Genomic DNA, 15598 nt, shown 5'->3' on the forward strand with positions numbered 1-15598 from the left:
TGGAGTTGGAGACAGAGATGACCGTCTACGCCGCACCCGGCACGCCCGACGCGAAGGTGACCTTCAAGCCGCGCTACGAGCACTGGATCGGAGGTGAGTGGGTCAAGCCCGTCAAGGGCCAGTACTTCGAGGACATCTCGCCGGTCAACGGCAAGCCCTTCGCCGAGGTCGCCCGCGGAACCGCCGAGGACATCGACGCCGCCCTCGACGCGGCGCACAAGGCCGCCCCGGCCTGGGGCACGACCTCCACCACCGAGCGCGCCGCCGTGCTCAACAGGATCGCCGACGTCATCGAGGCGAATCTCGAGCTGCTCGCCGTCGCGGAGACCTGGGACAACGGCAAGCCGATCCGCGAGCCGCTCAACGCCGACCTCCCGCTGGCCGCCGACCACTTCCGCTACTTCGCCTCCGTCATCCGCGCGCAGGTCGACGAGTCGACCCCTCTCGACGGCGACACGGTCGCGTATCACTACAAGGAGCCGCTGGGCGTCGTCGGGCAGATCATCCCGTGGAACTTCCCGATCCTCATGGCCGTGTGGAAGCTCGCCCCCGCACTGGCGGCCGGCAACGCGATCGTGCTCAAGCCGGCCGAGCAGACGCCCGTCTCGATCCTCGTGCTCGTCGAGCTGATCGGCGACATCCTGCCCCCGGGCGTGCTCAACGTCGTCAACGGCTTCGGCGCCGAAGCCGGCAAGCCCCTCGCGTCGAGCCCGCGCATCCGCAAGATCGCCTTCACCGGCGAGACGACCACCGGCCGGCTGATCCTGCAGTACGCCTCGGCCAACATCATCCCGGCGACGCTCGAGCTGGGCGGCAAGAGCCCCAACATCTTCTTCGAGGATGTCGCGGCGCACAACGACAGCTACTACGACAAGGCGCAGGAGGGCTTCGTGCTCTTCGCCTTCAACCAGGGCGAGGTCTGCACCTGCCCGAGCCGCGCGCTGCTGCACAAGCCGATCTACGACAGCTTCCTCGGCGACGCGATCGAGCGGACGAAGCTCGCCAAGCAGGGCAACCCCCTCGACACCGACACGCAGGTCGGCGCGCAGGCGTCGAACGACCAGCTGGAGAAGATCCTCAGCTACATCGACATCGGCAAGCAGGAGGGCGCGAAGCTCGCGCTCGGCGGCGAGCGGGTCGACCTCGGCGGCGACCTGACCGACGGCTACTACGTGCAGCCGACGATCTTCGAGGGCCACAACAAGATGCGCCTCTTCCAGGAGGAGATCTTCGGACCCGTCGTCGCCGTGACGAGCTTCGACGACTACGACGACGCCATCTCGATCGCCAACGACACGCTCTACGGTCTCGGCGCCGGCGTGTGGTCGCGCAACGGCAACGTCGCCTACCGCGCCGGGCGCGACATCCAGGCCGGCCGTGTCTGGGTGAACAACTACCACGCGTACCCGGCCGGGGCGGCGTTCGGCGGCTACAAGAGCTCGGGCATCGGCCGCGAGAACAACGCGCTGGCTCTCGACCACTACCAGCAGACGAAGAACCTCCTGGTCTCGTACAGCGAGAACAAGCTCGGCTTCTTCTGAGCTCATCCCTGAGCCGGGGCGCGCTCGAGACCGACGTCCCCCGGCTCGGCCCCCACCGCGGTGACGGCCGCTCCCTCGCGCCGGTCACCGGGTCGGATGCGCGCCTGTCGGGTGGCGCGCATCCGACCGTCTCAGCTCGGCGGGCGGCGGGATGCCTGGATCCCCGTCGTCCGCCGAAGCACGCGCGTACCCTGTGCCCAGGAGGCCACCATGCCCGCACTTCTCGATTCCACCGTCGCGATCGAAGGAGAGACCGTCTCCCGCGTCGCGCTCACCGACACCTCCGTCGAGCTGCTGCGTCGGCTCTGGGAGATCCACGGTCCGCTGATGTTCCACCAGTCGGGCGGATGCTGCGACGGCAGCTCGCCGATGTGCTTCCCGGCCGGCGACTTCATGACCGGGCCCGCCGACGTGCTGCTCGGCGTCTTCGACATCGCGCCCGACGGCGGGGAGCCGCAGACGATCGAGTTCTGGATGTCGCAGGAGCAGTTCGCCTACTGGAGCCACACCCATCTCACGGTCGACGTCGTGAAGGGGCGCGGCTCGGGGTTCTCGGTCGAGGCGCCCGAGGGCGTTCGCTTCCTGCTGCGCTCACGGCTGATGGACAGCGCGGAGCCGTTCGCCTGAGCTGAGGGCTCGGCGCGATCGCCGGAATCGCCTGCGCGGCGCCCACACCACGCCCGCGCTCGCGTCGATGCGGGGAGTGTCGCCGGTGCGCGGCAGAATCGAGTCGTGCCCGTCGTGCTGGATCGCGAAGGCGACCGGGTGGTCGTCCGCGATCTCGACGATGCCGGGTCGGAGACCGCGCGCACGGATGTCGTCGTCGACGACTTCCCGGCCTACGCCGCCGAGCGCGAGGCGGCCGAGCATCCGCGCTGGATCTGGTCGGACACGACCGAGTGGTATCCGCGTCTGCTGCTCGCCGGCGTGCGCCTCGAACGCGCCGCCGACCTCCGTCTCTGCCGGCGGATCCTGCGCGGCGCCGCGGCGACCGCGGGGACGCCGCTCACGACGCGTCCACGCGACGGCTGGGATGCCGCGCCGTCAGCGCCGGTGCACGACGTCGGGGCGGCGCTGTTCGACCTGACGGAGCGCGTCGAACGGGATTCCGCGCTCGAGGAGCACCTGCGGCAGGCGGAGGCGGTCGCCCTCAGCAGCGAGCCGGGCGTGCTCGCGCTGCTGCTCGCGGCGGAGAGCGTCGGCGCGCTCACCGCCGCCGAGATGTCGCACGCGGGCCTGCCGTGGAGCGCGGCTCGCCACGACGAGATCCTGACCGAGCTGCTGGGTGCGCGGCCCGTGGCCGGCCGTCCCGCTCGCATGGAGGCCCTCGTCGTGCGCCTGCGTCAGCTGCTCGACGCGCCCGACCTCGATCCCGATTCCCCGGAGCGTCTGCTGCGGGCGCTGCAGAACGCGGGGCTGCCCGCACGCTCGACGCGCTCCTGGGAGCTGAAGGAGCTCCAGCATCCGGTCATCGCCCCGCTGCTGGAGTACAAGAAGCTCGCGCGGGTTCTCACCGCCAACGGCTGGAACTGGGTCGACAGCTGGGTGCACGACGGGCGCTTCCGTCCGGTGTACGTGGTCGGCGGCGTCGTGACAGGACGCTGGGCCTCCGACGGCGGGGGAGCGCTGCAGCTGCCCCATCAGGTGCGTGGAGCCGTCGTCGCCGACCCGGGCTGGAAGCTCGTGGTCGCCGACGCCGCCCAGCTCGAGCCGCGCGTGCTCGCGGCGATGTCCGGCGATGCCGCGATGGCCCGCGCGGGTCGCGCCCACGACCTCTACGAGGGCATCGTGCAGAGCGGCGCCGTCGCCGACCGCAACGAGGCCAAGTACGGCATGCTCGGCGCGATCTACGGCGGCACGACCGGAGTGAGCGGCCGCGTGCTGCCGCGGATGCGCCGCGCCTTCCCCGACGCGATGCACCTCGTCGAGGAGGCGGCACGGGCCGGAGAGCGCGGCGAGCGGGTGCGCACCTGGCTGGGCCGCACCTCGCCGTCCCGCGGCGGCGAGGGCTACGACGAGACCCTGAGCCCCGAGGCCCGCGACCGCGCGCGCTCCGATGCCCGCTCCTGGGGCCGCTTCACCCGCAACTTCGTCGTGCAGGGCACCGCCGCCGAATGGGCGATGTGCTGGATGGGGTCGCTGCGTCGTCGGCTCTGGGATCTCGGCGAGGGCGAGCCCGGTGCCGCACGGCATCCCTTCGCGCGCCGACCTCACCTGGCGTTCTTCCTGCATGACGAGGTCATGGTGCACACGCCGGCCGAGTTCGCCGACCAGGTCGAGCACGAGGTGCGCGCCGCCGCAGCCGACGCCGGGCGCATGCTGTTTCCCTCCGCGCCGGTGGAGTTCGCCCTCACCGTGGCGCAGGTCGACAGCTACGACCGCGCGAAGTAGCGCTGACGCCGACAGCCCCGGTGCGCCGATGCGGCGGGCCGGGGCTGTCGGACTGCAGGATGCGGCGGTGGCCTCAGCCGAGCGACTTGGCGGCGGCGGCGAGTCCCTTGCTGAGCGCGCGCAGTGCGGCGGCCACCTCGGGACGCTCGCTCGACGCGGTGTCGGTCGAGGTCGACGACGCCGTGGGGCCCGTCTCAGCGACCGGAGTCTCAGCAGCGGGCGCCTCGGTGGTCGCCGGCGTCGACGTGGTCGCCGGCACGCTCGGACGGGCGGGCGCCGCGTTCGTCACGGGCGCGGCCGGAGCAGGCGCCGGCGGGGTGACGACGACGGGCGCGGAGACGGTCACCGTCACGTCGACCGGGTCGGAGGCGGAGGCGCCGTCGCTCACCAGGAAGGCGAAGTGGTCGCTGCCCGAGAAGCCGGCCTGCGGCGTGTAGGTGGCTGTGCTGCCGGAGATGCTCACCTGGCCATAGCTGGCGAACAGGGAGAGCCGGTACTGCAGGGCCGCGCCGGTCGGGCTGGTTCCGCGCAGCGGGATGCTGGTGCTCGTGCCGGCGGCCGTCGAGGCCGAGCTGGGCAGAGCGACGGGCGTCGAGGCGTCGGCGGTCGAGGCGAGTGCCGGACCGGCGATCGCGAGAGCGGCGCCGAGGACGAGGGCGCCCGGAAGGGCGCGCAGGCGGGGACGGAGGAAAGCGGCCATCGGGGGAGACCATTCGGGTAGGCGCAGCAGGGGGACTGCGAGGGGTGGCGTCGATGCGGGGACATGTCGGCCGTTTGGGGGACAGCTCATAGTAGAGCGATCCGCGGGTACGGCGCTAGAGCCACGCGGGGCGGGATCCCGGGCGCCGCTCCACAGGGCGCGCCCGCTCAGCGGCACCACGACGCGACCGCGGATGGCCCGCTCGCCGTCATCCGGATCGCCGAATCACCTGCTTGTCATCCCGCACTCTGGTCAGGCATAATCGCGCTAGCGGACACGCTGTTCTCTGCTCACAGGTCGATGGGGAAGTCGCACCTGACGATCGGAGAAGAAAGTGGTCGCAACACCGTCGCGCGGAGTGGTCTACGTCCACTCCGCTCCTCGCGCGCTCTGCCCCCATGTCGAATGGGCGGCCGGTCGCGCTCTCGGGCATGCCGTCACCGTCGAGTGGCGTGAGCAGCCCGTTCTCCGTGGCGCCCAGCGCGCCGAGTTCTCCTGGCAGGGCCCGCGTGGCACCGGCGCCGTCATCGCCTCGGCCCTGCGCGGCTGGGAGCACCTCCGCTACGAGGTGACCGAGGATGCCGGTCTCGGCGGCGACGGCGGGCGCTGGATGCACACGCCCGACCTCGGCGTGTTCTATGCGCAGACCGACACCGCCGGCAACATGGTCATCTCCGAAGACCGTCTGCGCTCGGCGATGGAGACCGCCGGCTCCAATGCGCTCGAGCTGCACCGCGAGCTGCGGCTGGCCCTCGGCCAGGCCTGGGACGACGAGCTCGAGCCCTTCCGCACCGCATCCGACGACTCCTCGGTCGTCTGGCTGCACAAGGTGGGCTGACGCGTGAGCCGCATCCTCTCCCGTCTGCGTCGGCGACGCAGCACCGTCGGCCGCGTCTGGCTCGCTCGACGCGAGCAGCACCGCGCCGAGTTCGGACGGTCGCGCGTGGGCGTCTGATCCCGCATCCTCAGGTTCCTCGGCGTCGTGACGCCGAGACGAGACGAGCCCCTGCCGGTAGGCGGGGGCTCGTCGTCTGTCCGGGCTCGTGACCCGGACGTCTCGTGCGGGGACTCAGACGCTGCGGAAGGCCGCCACCGCGTTGTGTCCGCCGAAGCCGAAGGAGTTCGAGATCGCGAGCTGGTCGCCGGCGCCCAGGTCGAGCGGGCTGCCGCTGATCGTCAGCGGGATCTCGGGGTCCTGCTCCGAGAGGTTGATCGTCGGCGGCGCCTGGCGGCTCTGGATCGCGAGGATCGTGAAGATCGCCTCGAGGGCGCCGGTGCCGCCGAGCAGGTGACCGGTGGCGCCCTTCGTCGCCGAGACCGGGATGCCGTCGACGCGGTCGCCGAACGCGACCTTGAGCGCCGCGTACTCGGCGATGTCGCCGACCGGGGTGCTCGTGGCGTGCGCGTTGATGTGGGTGACGTCGTCGGGAGAGGCGCCCGCTGCCGCGAGGGCCAGAGCGACGGCGCGCGAGGCACCGCGACCCTCGGGGTCGTTAGCGGTGATGTGGTACGAGTCGGCGGTCACGCCGCCGCCCGCGAGCTCGGCGTAGATCTTGGCGCCGCGCGCCTTGGCGTGCTCCTCGGTCTCGAGCACCAGGCTGGCCGCACCCTCGCCCATGACGAAGCCGTCGCGGTCGACGCTGTAGGGGCGCGATGCGGTCTCGGGGGAGTCGTTGCGCTTCGACAGCGCCTGCATCGAGGCGAAGGACGCCATCGTGATCGGGTGGATGGCCGACTCCGAGCCGCCCGCGATGATGACGTCGGCGAGTCCCGCCTGCAGGTGCTCGTAGGCGTTGACGAGCGACTCGGTGCTGGAGGCGCAGGCGGAGGCGACGGTGCGCGCGAACGCGCGGGCCTCGAAGCGCATCGAGACGGCGGCCGAGGCGGCGTTCGGCATGAGCATGGGGACGGTCATCGGCAGGACCCGGCGCGGGCCCTTCTCGCGCAGCACGTCCCAGGCGTCCAGCAGCGACCAGAGGCCGCCGATGCCGGTCGCGTAGTCCACGCCGAGACGCTCGGGCTCGACGTCGGGCGAGCCCGCATCCTCCCAGGCCTCGCGCGAGGCGATGACGGCGAACTGGCTCACCGGGTCGAGGCGCTTGGTCTCGACGCGCTCCATGACCTCGGTGGGGCGCACCTTGGCCTCGGCCGCGAACTTCACCGGCAGCTCGTACTTCTCGACCCACTCGTGCGGCAGCGTGCGCGCACCCGATTCCCCGGCGTTGAGGGCCTTCCAGGTGTCGGCGACGTTGCCGCCGAGGGGCGAGGACGCCCCGATGCCGGTGATGACGATCTTCTTGGTCATTCTCACTCTCCTAGGCAGCCGACCGGATGGCTTCTGGCCGCGGTCGGAAAAGGCGGGGGCCCCGAGCGGCGCCCCCGCCTCCGTGATGTCGTCGCGCGGCGGTCAGGCCTGCGCGTTGACGATGTAGGTGACGGCGTCGCCGACGGTCTTGAGGTTCTTGACCTCTTCGTCGGGGATCTTCACGTCGAACTTCTCCTCGGCGTTGACCACGATGGTCATCATCGAGATCGAGTCGATGTCGAGGTCGTCGGTAAACGACTTGTCCAGCTCGACCGTGTCAGTCGCGATGCCGGTCTCGTCGTTGATGAGCTCGGCCAGGCCGGCCAGAACCTCGTCGTTGGACAGTGCCATTACGTATCTCCTAGGGGGTGTCGATTGACCAGGGGCAAGCTTAGGGGAGCCGCACGACCTGGGCCCCGAAGACCAGGCCGGCGCCGAAACCGATCTGCAGGGAGAGGCCGCCGCTGAGTTCGGGCTGCTCCTCCAGGAGACGGTGGGTGGCGAGGGGGATCGAGGCCGCCGACGTGTTGCCGGTGGTGGCGATGTCGCGGCCGATCGCGACGTGCTCGGGCAGCTTCAGCTGCTTGGCGAGCTCGTCGATGATGCGCATGTTGGCCTGGTGCGGCACGAAGGCGACGAGCTCGTCGGCGGTGACGCCGGCGGCTTCGAGCGCCTGCTGCGCGACTTTGGCCATCTCCCAGACGGCCCAGCGGAAGACGGTCTGGCCGTCCTGACGCATGTAGGGCCACTCCGAGTCGCCGTCGAGGAACTGCTCGAAGGTCGCGCTCATGCCGACAGCGCCCCACTTGGAGCCGTCGGAGCCCCAGACGGAGGCCGAGATGCCCGGCTCGTCGGCGGGGCCGATCACGGCCGCGCCGGCGCCGTCGCCGAGCAGGAACGAGATCGAGCGATCGGTGGGGATGACGTACTGCGAGAGCTTCTCGGCCCCGACGACGAGCACGTACTCGGCGGCTCCGGCGCGGATGAGCGCATCCGCCTGGGCGATGCCGTAGGTGTACCCGGCGCAGGCGGCGCTGATGTCGTAGGCGGGGGCCGGGCTCACGCCGATGCGATCGGCGAGCAGTGCCGCCATCGACGGGGTCACGGCGACGTTGCTGATCGTCGAGACCAGCACGGCGCCGATCTTCTCGGGGGCGATTCCGGCCTTCTCGATGGCCTCGCGCGCTGCGGTCTCCGCGAGGTCGACGGCGTCGATGCCCTTACTGGCGCGGCGACGCTCGATGATGCCGGTGCGCTGGCGGATCCACTCGTCGCTGGAGTCGATCGGCTCGATCAGGTCGGCGTTGGGCACGACCAGGTCACCGCGGGCGGCGCCCAGGGAGACGATGCGCGTGTACTGCGGGCCGACGCCCTGCTTCAGCTCGGTCATTCGGCACTCGCGATCAGGTCGGCGGCGGCATCGAGGTCGGCGGGGGTCTTCACGGCGACCGTCGGCAGGCCCTTGAGCCCGCGCTTGGCGAGGCCGACGAGGGCTCCGGCGGGCGCGAGCTCGACGAGGCCGGTCACGCCGGCGGCGGCGAAGGCCTCCATGGTGAGGTCCCAGCGCACGGGGGAGGCGACCTGGCCGACGAGCAGGTCGACGAAGACCGGTCCGCTCGTGATCGGAGCGCCGTCGCGGTTGGTCCAGATCGGCAGGGTGGGGTCGGAGATCTCGACGCCCTGCGCGGCCTCGCGCAGCGCATCCACCGCACTCGCCATGTACGCGGTGTGGAAGGCGCCGGCGACCTGCAGCGGGATGACGCGGGCTCCGGCCGGGGGAGCGTCCTTGAGCGTGGCGAGCGCCGGAAGCGCACCCGCGACGACGATCTGACCGCCGCCGTTGAAGTTGGCGGGACTGAGACCCAGCTCGTCGAGCTTGGCGGTGAGCTCGTCGACGTCGGCGCCGATCACGGCGCTCATGCCGGTCTCGGCCTCGGCGGCCGCGGCGGCCATCGCGCGACCGCGGACGGCGACGAGGCGCAGCGCGTCGGCCTCGGTGATGATGCCCGCCCCCGCGGCGGCGGCGAGCTCGCCGACGGAGTGGCCGGCGATGCCGGCGAGGCGGGAGCGGTCGACGCGCTCGAGCAGAGCCGCGAGCGAGAGCAGGCTCGCGCCGACGATGAGCGGCTGAGCCACCGCGGTGTCGCGGATCGTGTCGGCGTCGGAGGTGGTGCCGTGCGCCGCCAGATCGACCCCGGCCGCCTCGGAGAGGGCGGCGAGATGCTCGGCGAACCGGGGTTCGGCGAGCCACGGTTCGAGGAATCCGGGGGTCTGCGAGCCCTGACCGGGCGCGACGATGACGACACTCACGGGTCTACCTTGCCAGGCTCGGCGAGGTTCGGCGCACTCTGCGCCACGAAGAATCGGCCGAGACCCTGTGGGATCTCTACAGATCGGCGCGAGGATGGGCCGATGGAGCACCGCATCGCATCCACTCCCGTGCTCGACATCGCCTACCTGGAGCACGGTCCGGCCGACGGACCGGTGGTCGTGCTGCTGCACGGCTTCCCTTACGACGTGCGCGCCTATGACGAGGTCGCGCCCGCCCTGGCGGAGTCGGGCCTGCGCGTCATCGTGCCGTGGCTGCGCGGTTACGGTCCGACGCGGTTCCGCTCGCCGATGACGCTCCGATCGGGGGAGCAGGGCGCGCTCGCGCAGGATCTGCTCGACCTGCTCGACGCGCTCGGGATCGCGCGCGCCGCGCTCGTCGGCTACGACTGGGGCGGTCGGGCGGCCTGCGTCGTCGCCGCACTGCGTCCCGAGCGCGTCACCGCGCTGGTGACGGTGGACGGCTACAACGTGCACGACCTGGCCGTCGCCGGCGAACCGGCGCCCGCCGCCGCCGAGAAGCCGTTCTGGTACCAGTACTTCCTGCAGACCGAACGCGGCCGCCGCGCCCTCGAGACCGACCGCGATGGCTTCTGCCGACTGCTGTGGCGCGACTGGTCTCCCGAGTGGGCGGATGCCGAGCGCGCGTTCACCGCCTCCGCCGCGAGCCTGCGGAATCCCGACTTCGTCGACGTCGTCACGCATTCGTACCGGGTGCGGCACGCGCTCGTGCCGGGCGACCCGCGCTATGCGGACCTGACCCGGGCGATCGCCACGCAGCCGCCGATCACCGTGCCGACGATCGTGCTCAGCCCGCTGGCCGACGGCCTGGATGCCGGGATCCCCGGCGAACCCGACGCGGATCCCGCCCACTTCACCGACCTCGTCGAGGTGATCGAGCTGTCGGGCGTGGGCCACAACGTGCCGCAGGAGGCACCGGACGCCGTGGTCTCGGCTGTCCGACGCCTCCTGCTCTAGGGGCGCGTCCTCGTCGGCCGGAGCCGACGCGTCGGTGTCATCTCAGTGAGCGGTGATCGGCGATCAGAGCGAGGCGAGGTGCCCGCCCACGGTGTTCGCGAAGGCGTAGCCCGAGGTCGAGTCCCAGTTGATCGACCACGTCATCGCGCCGCGCAGCTCGGGATAGGTGGCGGCGGGAACGTAGCTGCCGCAGTTCTGCCCGGTGCGCAGGCAGTCGATCGCGTTGTTGACGACCGAGGGGTCGACGTAACCGCTGCCGGCCGCCTGAGCGGTCGCGGGCAGACCGAGCCCGACCTGGTCGGCGCGCAGGTGGCCGTCGAGCAGGATGTCGGCCAGGGCCGTCTGGAAGTCGACGGTGCCGGCGCTGTAGGCCTTGCCGTCGCGCCCGAGCATGCTGCCCGAGTTGTAGTACTGCGTGTTCACGACCGTGATCAGGTCCTTGACCTGGTCGATGAGCGCCAGGTAGCTGCCGCCGGGCTGCACGTAGATCGTCTCGGGCGCCATGGTCAGCACGAAGTCGCTGCCCTTGGCGGCGGCGATCTGACGCAGCGCGCTCGTCATGTTCTCGAGGTTGGGGGCGTTCTCGAGGTCGATGTCGACGCCGTCGAAGCCGTACTCGTCCATCAGGGCGAGCGAGCTGGAGGCGAAGGCGTCGGCCGCCGCCGCATCCGGCAGCGAGATGGCGCCGTTCTGGCCGCCGACCGAGAGCACGACCTTGCGGCCCTCGGAGTGCAGCTTGGCGATGTCGGACTTGAATGCCGCCGTGTCGTAGCCGAGCTTGCCGGCCACGCCGGAGTCGAGCGTGAACGAGATCGCGCCGGGCGTCGCCGGCACGGCGTCGGCGAAGGCGACCGCGACGATGCCGTAGGCGTCCGGCACGTCGCCGAGCCGCATGACGTCGGCGCCGTTGTCGAAGTTCTGCCAGTAGCCGGTGAGCGTGTGCGTGCGAACATCCGCGGCCTGGGCGGGGCCTGCCGAGGTGAGCGCACTGGCGGTGCCGACGGTGAGGGCGGCGGCTGCGGTGAGCGCCGCGAAGAGGATGCCGCGAGGGCGAGTGAGCTTCATTGCTGACCTTCCGATTTTGTAAGGTTCGGTTACATACTCGGGTCAGGCCAGGCTAAGGGCGCGTCGATGAGCCGCCGCGGGCTCTGCGGTGGTTCTCAGGAACGAGGTGCGCGGGCGCGCGGGGCGCAGACGCTCAGCCGCGCTGGCCGCGCTCCGGCGCCTCGGCGATCGAGCCGACGATCAGCGCCGACTGCAGCACGAGCGCCTCCCGGGCGCCGGTCGCGTCGTAGCCGATGACCTCGCTGATGCGCTTGAGCCGATAGCGCACCGTGTTGGGGTGCACGAACAGCTCGCGGGCCGTCGCCTCCAGCGAGCGGCCGTTGTCGAGGTAGCACCACAGCGTGGTCAGCAGCTCCTTCGAGTGCGCCTGCAGCGGCTTGTAGATGCGGTTGATGAGCGTGCCGCGAGCGAGCGAGTCGCCGGCGAAGGCGCGCTCGGGCAGCAGATCGTCGGAGAGCGTCGGCCGCGGGGCGTTGCGCCACGAGCGCGCCACCGCGAACCCGGCCAGGGCCGCGCGGGCGCTCTTCGCCGCATCCAGCAGCGTCGGCACCTCGTGACCGAGCACCAGGTGACCGCTGCCGAAGCCCGGCTCGAGCTCCTTCGCGATCTCGAGGAAGGAGCGCTGCGCGTCCGCCTCGCTCTCCTCGGGCGGATCGGTGCGTCCGATCACGAGCACGAGGCGGCTGCCCTGCACGCCGATGAGCACGTCGGCATCCAGATGACGTGCGGTGCGGCGCAGCTGATCGACGTCGAGCATGCGCGGCGCCGTGCCGACCAGCACGCTCACGGCGCCGTGGCCGTTCCAGCCCAGAGCGGCGATGCGGCTCGGCAGCTCGGAGTCGTACTCGCCGGTGAGGATCGAATCGACGACGAGCGCCTCGAGCCGCGCGTCCCAGAGGCCGCGCGCTTCGGCGGCGCGCGCGTAGACGTCAGCCGAGGCGAACGCGATCTCGCGCGAGTAGAGCAGGATCGCCTCGCGCAGCATCGGGTCGTCGCCGACGCGGTGCTCGACGACCTCGACCGTGATGCGGATCAGCTGCAGCGTCTGCTGCAGGCTCACCGACCGCAGCAGCTCGCGCGGCGCGGCGCCGAAGACGTCGGCGGCGATCCATGCGGTGGTGGTCGGATCCTCGAACCAGGAGATGAACGAGGTGATGCCCGCCTGCGCCACCAGGCCGACGGCGCTGCGTCGGCCCGGCGGCATGTCGCGGTACCAGGAGAGCTCGTCATCCAGCCGCTTCAGCGTGCTGGTGGCGAGCTCTCCCGAGAGAGAGCGAAGACGGGTGAGCGTCTGCGCCTTCGTGCGTTCCGTGGCCCGGCCTAGCTCTCGCCGCCGGCGGAACCCGAGGTGCCGGCCGACACGTCGTGCAGACGGTAGCGGTCGATCGCCTGCTGCACGATCGACGGGTCGCCCTGACCGCGGCGCACGAGCGCCTGCAGCGCGCGCACCACCATCGACGGGCCATCGATCTTGAAGTCGCGGCGAGCGGCGGCACGCGTGTCGCTGAAGCCGAAGCCGTCGGCGCCGAGCGTGTAGTAGTCGCCCGGCACGAAGGGACGGATCTGGTCCTGCACGGCGTGCATGTAGTCCGAGACCGCGATCTTCGGGCCCTCGGCGTCAGCGAGCTTCTGCGTGACGTACGGGACCACGGGGGTCTCGTTCGGGAACAGGAAGTTGTGCTCGTCAGCGGCGAGGCCGTCGCGGCGCAGCTCCGTCCACGAGGTGACGCTCCAGACGTCGGCCGAGACGTTCCAGTCCTTCTGCAGCAGCTCCTGCGCCTCGAGCGCCCACGGCACGCCGACGCCCGAGGCGAGCAGCTGCACCTTGACACCCGGGTGCTCGTTCTTGCTGATCAGGTGGATGCCGCGCAGGATGCCGTCGACATCCGCATCCTCCGGCTCGGCCGGCTGGACCATCGGCTCGTTGTAGACCGTCAGGTAGTACATGACGTCGGGATCCGCGTGGGTTCCGCCGTACATGCGCTCGAGACCGGCGCGCACGATGTGACCGAGCTCGTAGCCGTAGGCGGGGTCGTAGCTGACCACGGCCGGGTTGGTGGCCGAGAGCAGGTGCGAGTGGCCGTCGGCGTGCTGCAGGCCCTCACCCGTGAGGGTGGTGCGGCCGGCGGTGGCGCCGATGATGAACCCGCGCGCCATCTGGTCGCCGGCGGCCCACATGGCGTCGCCGGTGCGCTGGAACCCGAACATCGAGTAGAAGACGTAGACCGGGATGAGCGGCTCGCCGTGGGTCGCGTACGAGGTGCCGGCCGCGGTGAACGCCGCGAAGGCGCCCGCCTCGTTGATGCCGACGTGCACGATCTGACCCTGCGGGCTCTCCTTGTACGCGAGCAGCAGCTCGCGGTCGACGGAGGTGTAGTGCTGCCCGTTGGGGTTGTAGATCTTCGCCGTCGGGAAGTAGGCGTCCATGCCGAAGGTGCGCGCCTCGTCCGGGATGATCGGGACGATGCGGTTGCCGAACTGCTTGTCGCGCAGCAGATCCTTCAGCAGGCGGGCGAAGGCCATCGTCGTGGCGATCTCCTGCTTGCCGGAGCCCTTCTTGACGACCGAGTAGGCCGACTCCTCGGGGAGCGTGACCGGCACGTGGGTGTGGCGGCGCTCGGGAAGGTAGCCGCCCAGCTCGCGACGACGCTCGTGCAGGTACTGGATCGCCTCGTCGTCCTGACCGGGGTGGTAGTACGGCGGCAGGTACGGGTTCTCCTCGAGCTGCGCGTCCGTGATCGGGATGCGCATCTCGTCGCGGAACTGCTTGAGGTCGTCGAGCGTGAGCTTCTTCATCTGGTGGGTCGCGTTGCGGCCCTCGAAGTGCGGCCCGAGGCCGTAGCCCTTGACGGTCTTCGCGAGGATGACGGTCGGCTGGCCCTTGTGCTCGGTCGCGGCCTTGAACGCGGCGTAGACCTTGCGGTAGTCGTGTCCGCCGCGCTTGAGGTTCCAGACCTGCTCGTCGGTGAAGTCCTTAACCAGCTCGAGCGTGCGGGGGTCGCGGCCGAAGAAGTTCTCGCGCACGTAGGCGCCGTTCTCGGCCTTGTAGGTCTGGTAGTCGCCGTCGGGCGTCTGGTTCATGAGGTTGACCAGGGCGCCCTCGGTGTCGCGGGCGAGCAGGTCATCCCACTCGCGGCCCCAGACGACCTTGATGACGTTCCAGCCGGCTCCGCGGAAGAAGCTCTCGAGCTCCTGGATGATCTTGCCGTTGCCGCGCACCGGGCCGTCGAGACGCTGCAGGTTGCAGTTGATCACGAAGTTGAGGTTGTCGAGGCCCTCGTTGGCCGCCCACTGCAGGGCGCCGCGGCTCTCGACCTCATCCATCTCGCCGTCGCCGAGGAAGGCCCAGACCTGGCTGGCCGACCGGTCGGCGATGCCGCGGTTGGTCAGGTACTTGTTCGACTGCGCCTGGTAGATCGCGTTGATCGGTCCGAGGCCCATCGACACGGTCGGGAACTGCCAGAAGTCGGGCATGAGCCGCGGGTGCGGGTACGACGAGAGGCCGTTGGGCGCGTGCGAGCGCTCCTGGCGGAAGCCGTCGAGCTGGTCGGTGCTGAGCCGGCCCTCGAGGAAGGCGCGGGCGTACATGCCGGGGGAGGCGTGGCCCTGGTAGAACACCTGGTCGCCGCCGCCGGCGGCGTCGGCGCCGCGGAAGAACCAGTTGTGGCCGGTCTCGTAGAGCGCCGCGGAGGAGGCGTAGGTCGAGATGTGGCCGCCGACGCCGATGCCGGGGCGCTGCGCGCGGTGCACCGTGATGGCCGCGTTCCAGCGTATCCAGCGGCGGTAGCGGCGCTCGAGCTCCTCGTCGCCGGGGAAGGCGGGCTCGTTCTCGGGCGCGATCGTGTTGATGTAGTCGGTGGTGGGCACCATCGGCACGCCCAGCTGCAGCTCCTTGGAGCGCTTGAGCAGGCTCAGCATGACGTCGCGGCCGCGACCGCGGCCCTGCGCCTCGACGAGCGCGTCGAGGGATTCCTGCCACTCCGACGTCTCTTCGGGATCGCTGTCGATGTGCTCCGACGAGTAGGGGTCCTGATCGTTGACCGTCACCCTCGACCTCTTCCTGTGTGTCGCTCGGCGTGGCCGGTGGACCACGCTGCAGGCACGCACGCGCGATCGTCCCGGGGTCGTGGGAAGGAGCGTGGTGCTCGACCACTCTATTGCGCACGGCGGACCCGAGCGCGCGAGCCGCAGCCGAGCATGCGCTGAGTGCGCCGCCGCGCAGGGAGGCGAACCGGTCATCGCGTCGGAACAGGCGTAGTATCACGCGCTGTGTCTGCCGGATCCCATCGG

At 70.9% G+C, this 15598-nt stretch carries 13 protein-coding genes; 5 read left to right on the plus strand and 8 right to left on the minus strand.

The features are described from left to right. Positions 1–17 precede the first annotated feature (17 nt). The 3 genes from exaC to BJ979_RS12345 all read left to right on the plus strand — a co-directional run bounded on the left by exaC (position 18) and on the right by BJ979_RS12345 (position 3932). Positions 18–1541: an acetaldehyde dehydrogenase ExaC gene (gene exaC, locus BJ979_RS12335; protein WP_179568256.1), complete on the plus strand. Its 1524-nt coding sequence runs from the start codon at positions 18–20 to the stop codon at positions 1539–1541. Positions 1542–1751: 210 nt separating this feature from the next. Beyond that, positions 1752–2168, plus strand: a complete 417-nt coding sequence (locus tag BJ979_RS12340) for a DUF779 domain-containing protein (RefSeq protein ID WP_179568258.1) — start codon at positions 1752–1754, stop codon at positions 2166–2168. Between the two features lie 105 nt (positions 2169–2273). Next, positions 2274–3932: a bifunctional 3'-5' exonuclease/DNA polymerase gene (locus BJ979_RS12345; protein ID WP_179568260.1), complete on the plus strand. Its 1659-nt coding sequence runs from the start codon at positions 2274–2276 to the stop codon at positions 3930–3932. 73 nt (positions 3933–4005) lie between these two features. On the opposite strand, the gene BJ979_RS12350 is transcribed toward BJ979_RS12345, so the two are convergent. Continuing rightward, positions 4006–4632, minus strand: a complete 627-nt coding sequence (locus BJ979_RS12350; RefSeq protein WP_179568263.1) for an Ig-like domain-containing protein — start codon at positions 4630–4632, stop codon at positions 4006–4008. A gap of 358 nt (positions 4633–4990) precedes the next feature. Between BJ979_RS12350 and BJ979_RS12355 the strand changes: the two genes are divergently transcribed. Beyond that, positions 4991–5470: a DUF3145 domain-containing protein gene (locus BJ979_RS12355; RefSeq protein WP_343046694.1), complete on the plus strand. Its 480-nt coding sequence runs from the start codon at positions 4991–4993 to the stop codon at positions 5468–5470. A gap of 231 nt (positions 5471–5701) precedes the next feature. On the opposite strand, the gene BJ979_RS12360 is transcribed toward BJ979_RS12355, so the two are convergent. The 4 genes from BJ979_RS12360 to BJ979_RS12375 all read right to left on the minus strand — a co-directional run bounded on the left by BJ979_RS12360 (position 5702) and on the right by BJ979_RS12375 (position 9247). Next, positions 5702–6937, minus strand: a complete 1236-nt coding sequence (locus BJ979_RS12360) for a beta-ketoacyl-[acyl-carrier-protein] synthase family protein (RefSeq protein ID WP_179568267.1) — start codon at positions 6935–6937, stop codon at positions 5702–5704. A 102-nt stretch (positions 6938–7039) separates the two neighbouring features. Beyond that, on the minus strand, positions 7040–7288 hold the full coding sequence (locus BJ979_RS12365) for an acyl carrier protein (RefSeq protein WP_141145614.1): 249 nt from the start codon (positions 7286–7288) through the stop codon (positions 7040–7042). A gap of 40 nt (positions 7289–7328) precedes the next feature. After that, entirely contained in the window at positions 7329–8327 is a 999-nt protein-coding gene (locus tag BJ979_RS12370) for a beta-ketoacyl-ACP synthase III (RefSeq protein ID WP_179568269.1), read from the minus strand. Further along, complete coding sequence (locus BJ979_RS12375; RefSeq protein WP_179568271.1) at positions 8324–9247, minus strand: ACP S-malonyltransferase; 924 nt, start codon at positions 9245–9247, stop codon at positions 8324–8326. The genes BJ979_RS12370 and BJ979_RS12375 overlap by 4 nt, the downstream gene beginning before the upstream one ends. Positions 9248–9349: 102 nt before the next feature. Between BJ979_RS12375 and BJ979_RS12380 the strand changes: the two genes are divergently transcribed. Continuing rightward, complete coding sequence (locus tag BJ979_RS12380) at positions 9350–10243, plus strand: alpha/beta fold hydrolase (RefSeq protein ID WP_179568273.1); 894 nt, start codon at positions 9350–9352, stop codon at positions 10241–10243. A gap of 63 nt (positions 10244–10306) precedes the next feature. On the opposite strand, the gene BJ979_RS12385 is transcribed toward BJ979_RS12380, so the two are convergent. From BJ979_RS12385 to aceE, 3 genes are all read right to left on the minus strand, one after another. After that, the gene (locus BJ979_RS12385; RefSeq protein ID WP_179568275.1) at positions 10307–11308 is read right to left on the minus strand and encodes a chitinase; all 1002 of its coding nucleotides are present in this window, start codon (positions 11306–11308) and stop codon (positions 10307–10309) included. Between the two features lie 133 nt (positions 11309–11441). After that, positions 11442–12512: a PucR family transcriptional regulator gene (locus BJ979_RS12390; protein ID WP_246286776.1), complete on the minus strand. Its 1071-nt coding sequence runs from the start codon at positions 12510–12512 to the stop codon at positions 11442–11444. Between the two features lie 116 nt (positions 12513–12628). Then, a complete protein-coding gene (gene aceE / locus BJ979_RS12395; protein WP_179568276.1) occupies positions 12629–15355 on the minus strand; it encodes a pyruvate dehydrogenase (acetyl-transferring), homodimeric type in 2727 nt (908 codons plus the stop codon). Between the last annotated feature and the right edge of the window lie 243 nt (positions 15356–15598).

The sequence above is a fragment of the Schumannella luteola genome (genome assembly GCF_013408685.1).
Classification (GTDB): Bacteria; Actinomycetota; Actinomycetes; order Actinomycetales; family Microbacteriaceae; genus Schumannella; species Schumannella luteola.